The 10,816-nt window shown below is 49.9% G+C and carries 10 protein-coding genes and 1 tRNA gene; 4 read left to right on the plus strand and 7 right to left on the minus strand.

What is annotated here, in order from left to right; genetic code table 11:
- Positions 1–8: 8 nt before the first annotated feature.
- The 4 genes from pepN to SIB74_RS03370 all read right to left on the minus strand — a co-directional run bounded on the left by pepN (position 9) and on the right by SIB74_RS03370 (position 6,087).
- Entirely contained in the window at positions 9–2,627 is a 2,619-nt protein-coding gene (gene pepN / locus SIB74_RS03355; RefSeq protein WP_063395422.1) for an aminopeptidase N, read from the minus strand.
- Between the two features lie 169 nt (positions 2,628–2,796).
- Positions 2,797–4,359 (minus strand): carotenoid isomerase, encoded by a 1,563-nt coding sequence (crtH, locus tag SIB74_RS03360; RefSeq protein WP_063395421.1) that lies wholly within the window; start codon positions 4,357–4,359, stop codon positions 2,797–2,799.
- A 132-nt stretch (positions 4,360–4,491) separates the two neighbouring features.
- A complete protein-coding gene (gene trmFO / locus SIB74_RS03365) occupies positions 4,492–5,895 on the minus strand; it encodes an FADH(2)-oxidizing methylenetetrahydrofolate--tRNA-(uracil(54)-C(5))-methyltransferase TrmFO (protein WP_063395420.1) in 1,404 nt (467 codons plus the stop codon).
- A gap of 75 nt (positions 5,896–5,970) precedes the next feature.
- Positions 5,971–6,087 carry a photosystem II protein Y gene (locus tag SIB74_RS03370; protein WP_011130420.1) on the minus strand — a complete coding sequence of 39 codons (117 nt, stop codon included), beginning with the start codon at positions 6,085–6,087 and terminating at the stop codon, positions 5,971–5,973.
- A 225-nt stretch (positions 6,088–6,312) separates the two neighbouring features.
- Here SIB74_RS03370 and SIB74_RS03375 point away from each other — a divergent pair.
- Positions 6,313–6,384: transfer RNA gene (locus tag SIB74_RS03375), tRNA-Lys, on the plus strand.
- Between the two features lie 291 nt (positions 6,385–6,675).
- On the opposite strand, the gene SIB74_RS03380 is transcribed toward SIB74_RS03375, so the two are convergent.
- On the minus strand, positions 6,676–7,182 hold the full coding sequence (locus SIB74_RS03380; protein WP_197463264.1) for a hypothetical protein: 507 nt from the start codon (positions 7,180–7,182) through the stop codon (positions 6,676–6,678).
- Positions 7,183–7,295: 113 nt separating this feature from the next.
- Between SIB74_RS03380 and SIB74_RS03385 the strand changes: the two genes are divergently transcribed.
- Entirely contained in the window at positions 7,296–7,541 is a 246-nt protein-coding gene (locus SIB74_RS03385; RefSeq protein ID WP_255359800.1) for an MFS transporter, read from the plus strand.
- Here SIB74_RS03385 and SIB74_RS03390 read toward each other — a convergent pair whose 3' ends face one another.
- A complete protein-coding gene (locus tag SIB74_RS03390) occupies positions 7,542–7,688 on the minus strand; it encodes a hypothetical protein (protein ID WP_413681770.1) in 147 nt (48 codons plus the stop codon).
- A gap of 83 nt (positions 7,689–7,771) precedes the next feature.
- Here SIB74_RS03390 and SIB74_RS03395 point away from each other — a divergent pair, with 83 nt between their 5' ends.
- Positions 7,772–7,969, plus strand: coding sequence for a hypothetical protein (locus tag SIB74_RS03395; protein WP_063395417.1), 198 nt, complete (start codon positions 7,772–7,774; stop codon positions 7,967–7,969).
- A gap of 603 nt (positions 7,970–8,572) precedes the next feature.
- Here the strand turns inward: SIB74_RS03395 and SIB74_RS03400 are convergent.
- On the minus strand, positions 8,573–8,833 hold the full coding sequence (locus tag SIB74_RS03400; protein ID WP_063395416.1) for a hypothetical protein: 261 nt from the start codon (positions 8,831–8,833) through the stop codon (positions 8,573–8,575).
- A 51-nt stretch (positions 8,834–8,884) separates the two neighbouring features.
- Here SIB74_RS03400 and SIB74_RS03405 point away from each other — a divergent pair, with 51 nt between their 5' ends.
- Complete coding sequence (locus tag SIB74_RS03405) at positions 8,885–9,073, plus strand: hypothetical protein (RefSeq protein ID WP_369818008.1); 189 nt, start codon at positions 8,885–8,887, stop codon at positions 9,071–9,073.
- The last annotated feature ends 1,743 nt before the right edge of the window (positions 9,074–10,816 follow it).

Raw genomic sequence — 10,816 nt, forward strand, 5'->3', positions numbered from 1 at the left:
GCTTACTTCTAGTGTTTTGGCTGCATGAGTGTGACCACTTCTCTGGTGTTTGCAGACAGCTCTGCACTGGCCAGTTGATCGATGGCCCGGTGCATCGCCTCTTTCCTTGAGGGAGCATAAGTTTGCCAACGACTGAACACTTTCACCATGCGTGAAGCAGTGATTGGGTTGCGTTGATCAATGGCGATGAGCTGTTCAGCCATGAACTTGTAACCACTTCCATCAATAGCGTGAAATACAGGTGGATTTGAAGCGAACCCACCAAGGACAGCCCTTATCGAGTTGGGTGCCATTGGGTCAAAGCGGGGATGATCTAGTAACTGTTTGATTCGTTCAAGCCCATCTGACCGTGGAGTGGATGCCTCCAGAGCGAACCAGGTATCTAGGATCACTGGTCGATCTTGCCAGCGCTCGTAAAAGCTTTTGAGAGCTTCGTCTCGCTCAGTACATTCAATGGGTTGTAGTGCCCGAAGGGCCGCTCGAGCCAAAGACATCGAGGGTCCGTTGACTGCTTCAACTGCTTCCTTGCGAACTTCGCAATCACCAGCAGCCGCTAACCAGCTCCAGGTCAGTCCTGTGAGCATGCGTTCACCTTGTCCAGCTGGCCATTGAGCCCCCCAATTCAATCGACTACGTTCAAGCAGATTCTTGAGCGGATCTGAAAGCTTGACTCCCAACCATGACTTGAGTGATTGATAGACCTGATAGAGCATCAATGGATCGGCGACATCCTGGGCGGCCTCTAGTTCAGCGAGTCCTGGCATGCCAAATAACATCGCCAGAAAAGAGGGATCACTCTCCCCTCCACTGGTGATCAGTTGATTTAGCGCTAGAGCTAAACGTTCTTCAAGTGGCTTGTCAGCTTGCTTGCGAGCCCTTGCTAAAAGGATCTTTCTCCATAATCTCTGGCCTGCTTCCCATCGAGCAACGGGATCGTCATCCAGAGCAAGTAGCTGCAACGATTCGTCGACTGAGACGTCCATCTGCAACGTGATCGGAGCTGAAAAACGACGAAATATCGATAGAGCTGGAGGCTTTGCTTGCCTTGGTAGATCCCTTAGTGAGACGCTCTGCGTGTCTTGGTCCAACACAACCAGTTTCTCTTCGCCGATGCGTCCATTTGGGCCGATCACGGCGAGGGCCATCGGAATGACTAGAGGTGCTTTTGAGGGTTGACCAGGCGTTGGTGGTGTGAATTGGCTGACCTCAAGTGTGAGTGTTCCGCCTTGAGAATCCCAGTGGCGTTTGACGCAGACTTGAGGAGTTCCGCTTTGGTGATACCAACGCTGAAATTGATCAAGATCAAACCCAAGTTGTTCCCCATTTGCGCAGGCTCCTTCAGCAATGGAGTGGATAAAATCTTCTGTGGTGGCAGCAGTGCCATCAAAACGCTGCACATATAACGCCATTCCTGCCATGAAGCGTTGCTGCCCAAGCAGGGTGTGAAGCATGCGGATTAACTCTGCACCTTTTTCATAAATAGTTGTGGTGTAGAAGTTATCAATTGCCTTGTACTCACTAGGCTTGACTGGATGAGATGTAGGGCCTGAATCTTCGCGAAATTGGGTGTTTCGCAGCATTGATACATCCTCGATGCGTTTCACTGCTTTTGAATGCAGATCCGCTGTGAAGCTCTGATCCCGAAAAACAGTGAGACCTTCTTTTAGGGAGAGCTGAAACCAGTCCCTACAGGTGATACGGTTGCCAGTCCAGTTGTGAAAATATTCATGAGCAACAACACTTTCGATTCGTTCAAGTTCACCATCGGTGGCACATTCGGAATCAGCCAATACAAGTTTTGAGTTGAATATATTTAAGCTCTTATTCTCCATTGCACCCATGTTGAAGTGGCGCACTGCCACAATGTTGTATTCATCCAGGTCGTACTCCAGCCCATAGACCTTTTCATCCCAGGCCATAGCTTTTTTCAGAGAATCCAAGGCGTGAGAGGTGTAGGTCTCATCTCCGTTTTCAACATGCAAACGCAATAGAACTGAGCGTCCAGATGTGGTTTTGAAATGAGCCTGAACTTCCTGAAGTGCCCCTGCAACCAAAGCAAAGAGATAGGCAGGCTTGGGATAGGGATCGTCCCAAATTGCCTCATGTCGCATTGGATCTTTAGCTAAAGACCCTTTGCTCACAAGATTTCCGTTCGAGAGCAACACTGGATAGCGCGTCCGATCCGCCTCAATTCGTACTCGATAGCGACTGAGCACATCCGGACGATCAGGATGGAAGCAGATGCGACGGAAGCCTTCTGCCTCACATTGGCTTGTGAGCATGCTCTCGCTGGAATAAAGCCCTTCTAGTGAGGTGTTGTTGAAGGGATCAATTCGGCAGATGATCTTCAATTCAAAAGGATGAATTGGTGGCTGATGGAGAACTAACTCACTGCTAGATAGGCTGTAGGCATCCGTTGGTACAGAACTGCCGTTTATAACAATGGAGTCCAACTCCAGGTTTAACCCCTGAAGGACTAAAGGAACTTTGGTTGTCAAGGCAGGCTCGATCTGCATGGAGCTGGAGATCGCGATGTGCTGTTCTTCGACAACAACATCCAGTTCAATGTTAGGAATCTGGAAGGGATATGGCCTGTAATCCGCTAATCGGGTGGTTGCTGTTGTCATGGGGGAGTGTTTGCTTGTAGAGATTTTTGAGTTTGAGCTTTCGCGCTAATTTCCTGATGACATCATTTGAGATGTGCTAGCCAAACCGCGGAACAATTTCTGCTGCTGTCTTGTACTTCAAGTTCGTTCTGGCAACGACTGTCTTCTATGAAGATCTCTAGAAGATGGCTCAATTGGGCAGGGCCCAGGGGTTGATCCCTAAATCGGCACCGATTAGATGGGAGCAGGCAAAGCCACTAAAAGCAACTGCATTTAGGCCTTGGCCAGGGAAACAAGAGTCGCCGACGCAATAAAGCCCTTTGAGTCCAGTGCGGTTAAAGGGCATGGTGAGAAGGCCTGGTAAACGACTTGAGGGGATTGGCCCATAGCTACCCTGAAATCGTCCTAGGAAACGTCGATGGCTACGAGGAGTGCCCACCTCTCGGTGAACGATGGTTTGACTTAGGCCAGGCAGGATTTTTTCGAGTTTCCTGATTAGACGGTCAGCATCAGCTTGCTTTTTGCTGTTGTAGGTCGCAGGGCTTAGGTCTTGCCATGCCTGCATTGAGGATGGTGTGAAGGCGTGGACGATGTGATGTCCCTCTGGCGCCAGGGATGGATCCAGGAGAGTCGGCATAGAGACGAATGCGACACCCTGTTCACTCTCCATTTCATCCCAGCTTTCTAGGAGCAGATGGTGGCAGTGGCTGTTGGCTGGAATGGCCTCGTTACGGACTCCAAGGTGAAGAGAGAGGAAGGAGGGCGATGGCACATAGCGGCGTCGCCAGGTCTGCTCCGCTGCGGGTGTGTGTTCTGCATCCACCAGGGCCTGTTTGGACCCCTCGCCGCTGAATGTGTCCCAGCGAGTGGCGTTGGATATCACCCTGCGGGCGTGGATGATTTCTCCATTTGCTAGCTGTACACCAACAGCACGATTGTCTTTCAGCACCACTCGTGTGACACGTGCCTTGTAGCGGATCTCACCACCATGACGTTGCATGCCTTTGACGAGCTTTTGGGCTATCACACCAACGCCTCCTTTGGGGTAGTTGATGCCACCGGCATGGCGATCTGAAAACACCATGCCAGCATTGATCATCGGTGTGCGGTCGGCAGGCATCACTGACCAGCAGAAGCATTCAATGTCGATGAACCGCAACAGTTCTGGGTCTTTGATGTGACGCCTGGCTACATCACCCACGTTGACGGGCAACCAGCGCGCAAGACCGAGACAGGCCAGGGGGGACTTGAAAAAAACTTTGGCCAGATAAGTGGGATCCTCGATCGATAGCAGTGGCATTGCATCCAGGCAGTTGAACACTTGCCAACAGATGTCGTAAAAGTGACGGATCCCCTTCGCTTCGTGGGGGAAGCGTGCGGTGAGATCAGCAATGAACTGCTCGTATTTCCGATCAACTGCGAGCTCTAATCCTCCAGGAAGGTGGTAGGCGAGTTGGGCGGGGTCAGGCAGGGTGTCACAGTGCTCCCCCACATCGGCCAAGGCTCGGGTGAGCAGGTTGGTGTATCCCTTTTCTCCGAACCCGAAGATCATTGATGCACCTACATCAAAGGTGTAGCCCTCTCGCTGGAATGAGCCGCTACTACCACCTGGGATTGTGTAGCTCTCCAGAACAAGGACCTTGGCACCTTTGACAGCTAGCTGACTGGCGGTGACCAGGCCGCCGATGCCCGAACCGATAACCACAGCATCCCAAGGCTGTGTTGCGTCTTTTTCGATGCGGATAGGTTCCATGGCATGGTCTCAACAGCTTGACGCTAAGGGCTTGTATGCAACTCTGAACCCGTCAACTCTGACTGTGAAGTTTGCGGCAGCTTTGCTGGAGAGATTAAAGAATCAGTTTGATCCTTGCCCTGCTCGAGACGATTATGAACTCCCTATCTGGACAGGGGCCTTTCTCGTGTCCCATTTTTGCTGGGCTTCCTCAAGCATCTTGAGCGCCCTATCTCGGTAGGCACCGTAGCGTGCGCGTTTAGCGTGGATTCGCTCTGCAAGTTCTGGCAGAAGGCCGAAATTTGCGGGCATCGGCTGGAACCCACCTTTGCGGCCCCTAAAGCAGTCGCTGTCGCTCACAAAGTGTGCAAGGGCACCGATCATTGTTGTAGAAGGAAGCGTAATGGTGTTGAGACCCATTGCCAATCTCGCTGCATTGTTTCCAGCAAGCCAGCCTCCAGCTACTGCAGCGGTATAACCCTCTGTGCCGGTGATCTGTCCAGCAGCGAGGAGGTTGGATCGTTTGCTGAATTGCAGGGTTGGTTCAAGTAGCTGCGGGGCTTCGAGAAAGGTATTGCGGTGCATGACCCCAAAACGCACGAATTCAGCCTGGTGCAGGCCTGGAATCATTTTTAGAACTCGCTTTTGTTCGCTCCATTTGAGATTGGTCTGAAAGCCCACCAGATTCCAGAGACGACCCTCGTGATCTTCTTTGCGCAGTTGCACAACTGCATAAGCCCGCTTGGAGCGACGCACGTCTCGATCATTGAGATCGCCCCAACGGGGATCCCAGAGTCCGATTGGTTTGAGTGGGCCGTAGCGCATTGTGTCTTCGCCGCGACGAGCAAGCTCTTCGATTGGTAGGCAGCCCTCGAAAAACTTGGCAGATTCCTTATCGAACTCTTTGAGTTCGGCTTGCTCAGCATTGAGCAGTGCTTCCCGAAAGGCAAGGTATTGCCCTTTGTCCATCGGGCAATTCATGTAGTCAGCGTCACCTTTGTCGTAGCGGCTTGCCCGAAATGCCAGCGTGAGATCGATACTTTCGCCTTCGATAATTGGACTGGCGGCATCAAAGAAGTGGCATTCGCTACGGCCGGTGAAGGTGCGTAGATTTTCTGCAAGCAATTCACTGGTCAGAGGACCCGTTGCCAGAACAGTGATTTGTCCTTCATCTGGAAGGTGTTCCTGCTCTTGACGCTCGATCGTGATGCGTGGATGGGCAGAGAGTTCTTTGGTAAGGGATGCACTGAAGGAAGCCCTATTGACAGCTAGTGCACCACCAGCAGGTACGGCGTGGCTATCGGCTGTGCGGATCACGATTGAGCCCAGCCGGCGCAGCTCTTCCTTGAGTAGGCCGGCCGCACGATCGCTACTCAGAGCACCAAAGCTATTACTGCAGACCAGCTCTGCACATTCACTGCTGTAGTGAGCTGGTGAGTGCTTGATCGGCCGCATCTCTATCAGCCTGACAGGCACGCCTGCTTGTGCTATCTGCCAAGCAGCTTCTGAACCAGCCAGGCCAGCTCCTATGACAAGGACAGTAGGAAGGGAACTCAAGAGTTCAGGTCATTCGAGATTTGGCCTGAACTCGAGCTTAGGTAGTGGCCATTTGGGGATGGCCATTGCGGATTTTTAGCCTTTGTTTTTGCTGACAAGCCCCAAGCCCTGTTGCTTTAAAGCAGCACCGCGGATGTTGATAAAGGCCCAGGTGGCGGCAAGTAAAATAGGGAGGAGAACGATGAGAATCATGAGAGGGCTGATCGCTTAGTGGGTTTTGCAGAGAACCGATTCTACGGACTTACATAAGGCCAAGCATGCTTGGCCTCAGCAGCTGATCGAATTTTCATCAACCACTTTAGGTCCTTAATCTTCAGTTGATGCGGTGGCTGCATGGATACTTTGCCAAGGTGTCCTTTTTGCTCGATAGGCTGCATGATAATTTTCATGCGTGCCTGAATGGCATGCCCAAAGGGCGGGTCGCTAGCTCAGCGGTAGAGCATTCGGCTTTTAACCGACTGGTCCTGCGTTCGAATCGCAGGCGACCCACTTCAGTCAGGCCAGTGGACTTCAGGGAAAACCCTTGAAGTCACTGGCTTTTTTCATGGGCTGAAGTGCTGTCAATCACTGCGACAGACTTCTTGTTAAGCAAGGTGATGTCGCGTTTTATGGGAAAGTTTTCCCATAAATTTGGTGGACTTAGGCCAGCAGGCCATTGCCCTGAAAAATCAGAGCATCTTTGCCGTGCTTGCCGATGGTGATATTCAAGAGCCCTGAGGTGAGTTCAAGACGATTGATCCCATCGTTGAAATCCATCTACTGTGGTACGAGCTGGGGGCTTTAGCGGTAAATGCAGCTTCTGCCGTTGGCAGTTGACATACAGCCTTGTGCTAAATCAACTTGAGTCGCCTTGTACGTTTTACCGTTGGCAGTATCAATAACTGTGCCTGCGTTGAAGTCGTAGCGAGTCACCTTTCCATCGCTGCTCCAAGTCACGGAAACTGTCGGCCCACTCCATTGAGCTAGGCACTGTTCAGGGGCTCCATTCCAGTAGCAGGTGCCGAAAGCAGCCGCCACTTTGCTAGGTGAAGTAGCAGTGGGAGGTGCAGCGGCAGGAACAGGTTTAGGAGGAGCGGTGGCAACGGGAGCAACCGCAATCACTGCTGGCGGCTGGTTTTCAATCTGGGCTGACCTGGAATTTGAAGTGGTTCTTTCAGTTGCGGAAAAGGAGTTGGTCTTATCTGCTGAAGAGTTGGCGTTAATAATGATTTGCGGAGGCTGCTGTTGAAAGGCGGTGATGGACAGCAACACTGCGCCCGTACAAACAACATGAGAGGCTGTTGGCACAAGAGCTTTAACGCTTCCCAAGGACATACCGTTGAAAGACTGCTTGGCGAGACCCCATTTTAGTTGGAACAATCTTTGATGTCAGAACAGGGATCATTGAAGCGAACATCGTTATTGTGCAATCGTCCATTGCCGATGTTGTCAAGCCCGAGGATCGAGGTCGATGGTTCGGCTACATCTACGTTGCTGTCTCTACTACTTATGTCGTAGGGCCACTGTTCGGCGGGATGATGACCGACGCCAACCTTGTTTCATTCTTTGGTCCATCAACACCATTTTGGGCGGCGGCAATACTCGCCATAGTTTCGCTGGCGTGTTCACTTTTGATCTTTCGAGAGCCCCTCCCAGTTGAAATCTGATCAGTTGCTGCTCAGCTGGAAGGAACTGAGTTCGTGATCATCAGCATCTTTGCTGGCATTTATTACCACTACAAACAGAAGCAGAAGTTGGTCAGAGGCATCAAAAAACCTTTCCACCAATAGGATCTTCGGGCTTGTTTTTTGCATGTCGAGCATTGCGACATGGACTTAGGCGCGGATAGGAAGAATCAACCTTTATCTTGAGGGGTAAAGTCGTATTAAAAGGAACAATGGCGACAGCCGCTGAAAAACGTGAGGACATCAAAAGCAAGCTCCAAATTCTGCGCAAGGAATTGCGGGAGATCCATTCGAAAGTGATGGAGGAAAGCACGATGCCCGAACCCAGCGAGGTGCGTGCCTCGATGGCCAAATTGGAAGAGCTGCTTGAAGTACTTGAACCCAAGTCAGCGAAGAAGTCGAAGAAGTAAACCTCATGAGCTGACATTCCTGAGAGGATTTTTAAAGACCACTAGGACTTCGCCACTGTCTTCGTCATCTTCGATGACCTGGTTCCAGCTGTATGCGTCGAGAGCTACTCGTGGATTTTCGATGAGGACTGGCTTGAGTTGCGTCGCATCTTCGAAGGCTCTTACCACTTCTGCTTTGACTGGCTTGTCGGGGTCAATGGCTATTGCAAAGTCATCGTTCTGGGAGTTGAGTTATTTGATTTCTTTCGATCATCCTTAATTTGTTTGTTGATCCAGTTCTCGGCTCTTGCTTACATCCACTCTGGTCTTTAGCTCCCCCGGCTTGAGTGCCATATCCCAAGCCTAAACCTTTTGATAGGTTCAAATGCCTAGCTTAAGTGGCTTCGGGATACCTAAGGCAACGGGATAAACCCCTTTAGTTGAGGGGGAGGGGATCGCGTTCGTGTCAATGGACGCGTAAGTTTTGTCGTACTGTTTCGTTTGAGCAGCGCATCTCAGGGTTTCCATCCGGCTTTTGAAACCGGCTGGCCCTGCGTTTGAACGCTGTGATGGTGGTTTTGTTGAGATTGTTGTGGTCAGCTTGCAAAACTCGTGCGTGCCTTGTCACTCCTGAGCGACTTTCTTGAAGACCACTAGGAATTCGTCAGTATCTTCGTCATCTTCGACGACCCAGCTCCAGCTTGATGCGTCGATTGCTACGAGTGGATTTTCGATGAGGACTGGCTTGAGTTGCGTCGCCTCTTCGAAGGTTCTTGCCACTTCTTCTTTGATTGGCTTGTCGGGGTCAATGGCTATTTCAACGTCATAGCCCAGGGAATAGCTTCTTTCCCCTTTGACCGACCCATGGAGTAGCTCGTTTTTCAATCCAGTTCTCGGTTCTGGTGGACAAATGCACTCTGTTGCGTATTTGTGCTCATGAGTGTTAGACGACACACTTTCCGACAAAGTGCAGAGGCCTTATCGGAAAAGAGTTTCTCGATTTCTACAGCAAGTGAGAAACGTGAAGAGGTCAAGGTCAAGCTTCATGGCCTCCGCAAGGCCTTGCGGGTTATGCATGCAGGGGTGCTTGACGAAACAGTGCTCCCTCAGCCTGGTGATGTTTGAGTTGCTATGGCCCAGTTGGAAGCTTTACTCGAACTGTTAGAAAGCAAGTCAGCTAGAAAATCGAAGTCGAAAGAGTCAGCCAAATGACTTAGAGCTGTTTTCTGTCAATCCTCACTGTTGTAGGCATGAGCTATTCGGAACTGTGCTCAGCTGTGAGCCTGGAGCCACTTCGATAGATCTGACTGATTTGTTGAGCTCTACTTGCATCTCTTTGCTGTGAGAATGATGCCCCAAGCTAAGCCAATGCTTCCAGAAGCTTGTGTGGGCACTATTCCACTTTATGGGGTTGGGTTTTCTGTAGTCATTGTTAAGCAAGGAAAAATCTGGTGCTGAAAGGCAATCAGAAGCGCTAGGGGGTGGAACCCAGATTTGTGTCCTGCATGAGGAGTGATGCATGCATTAAAAAGAACCATTTAGGTGGGTAATGAGAGGGTTGCTTGCAACTGGAATAGCCTGAAATTTCAAAAGCTATCAAGCTCTTATAGGCGTTGTCTCTGTAAGTTTTTTATCTTTAGATTGGGTATCATTACTTCCCTTGAACAAACTTTTTTACGTTGACCTTTGCGCAACGATTTAAGCCATGGAACAAAACTATAAAAATTAATGATTAAAGATTTAAACGCCTGCTACATATTGACTTTGGCAGTGAGGTTGTTGGCAGTTGATCTTGTTGGCTTGCTAAATGGCTAAATAGCATGTTGAAAATCAACAATTGGCAGACTTCCAGGCTGCTTGAGAGGCAATAAAGAGAACCTGGCTGGTTGGCCGGTGATGAGGAGAGCCAACCTTGGAAAGCTTCTCTTTAGTGACATGAAAGATTATAAGCAGGCTCAAGATAAACTCTAAACTTGCTTGCAGTGCTATCTAAAACACCCTAATAACTGACAGACAGAGTCTGCTTTCCAGGGCCCATTGCTGCGGATTGCAGAACCACTACTGCTCTCTTATTCCCTGGTTTTATGATGCATCCAAGCTTATGGTAATTGGTGTATCAATCTCTAGTTTGAAGACTCACTGATCAAACACTGTGTTGATGCTTCGCTCCCGATAGCTTTGGTTCTTTAGTCCAAAAGGATCTTGGCGATAGCTGCTTCCGCTGTGTTGTTTAATTGATCATTGAGACTGATTAGTTCAATGGAACTCCCTGAAAATAATTTCGAGAGAGATACTCAAACCTTTTGCTCCGCGAGTAGCTTCTCTACGGATTTTGCCAATCCATGCAAGATCAATTGCAGGGTATAGTTGAAAATAATTTTAAGGCGGAGTGGTAGAAGAATGATGCGCTTGATTTCTAGAGTTCTGAAGTCTTCGCAGTAATGCCTCAAAGGTTTACGAATTCCCCTAACAGTAAATGACTTTCACATGGGGTTTTTGGTGTTCTAATCAGGCTCAAAGAGCAAAGCTTTTGCAGGTAATAATTTGCCTTGAGAAGGGGTCTTCAAAAGATCTATCAAAGTGGAGACCTTGGATTCTTCTTGTTCAACCCATCATGTGAGCAAGATCACGAAGATGAGTGAGAGGCCTCAAGGCTTCTTCTGCTTCATGAAATCAGGCTGGTAGACAACGGGCATAGAGCCCTCACGCTATCCAAAAGATGAAATCACAGCTCGCCGTCACATGTCTTTTAATTGCTATGGGAATATGCATTCAGGACAAATATCCCCAACAGATGAACGCTAAAGCAGAGTCGCGCAGAGTTCTTTGTTCAAAGCAAATTGGCATCCCATTTGGCAGCGACAACAT

The organism is Prochlorococcus sp. MIT 1306 (genome assembly GCF_047304515.1).
Taxonomy (GTDB): Bacteria; Cyanobacteriota; Cyanobacteriia; order PCC-6307; family Cyanobiaceae; genus Prochlorococcus; species Prochlorococcus marinus_D.

What these genes read in the sequence shown, in the direction of transcription:
- SIB74_RS03395 (WP_063395417.1), top strand. Translation starts at nt 7,772, where the DNA reads ATGGCGACAGCCGCTGAAAAACGTGAGGACATCAAAAGCAAGCTCCAA.
- pepN (WP_063395422.1), bottom strand. Translation starts at nt 2,627, where the DNA reads ATGACAACAGCAACCACCCGATTAGCGGATTACAGGCCATATCCCTTC.
- SIB74_RS03405 (WP_369818008.1), top strand. Translation starts at nt 8,885, where the DNA reads ATGAGTGTTAGACGACACACTTTCCGACAAAGTGCAGAGGCCTTATCG.
- SIB74_RS03390 (WP_413681770.1), bottom strand. Translation starts at nt 7,688, where the DNA reads ATGCAAAAAACAAGCCCGAAGATCCTATTGGTGGAAAGGTTTTTTGAT.
- crtH (WP_063395421.1), bottom strand. Translation starts at nt 4,359, where the DNA reads ATGGAACCTATCCGCATCGAAAAAGACGCAACACAGCCTTGGGATGCT.
- SIB74_RS03370 (WP_011130420.1), bottom strand. Translation starts at nt 6,087, where the DNA reads ATGATTCTCATCGTTCTCCTCCCTATTTTACTTGCCGCCACCTGGGCC.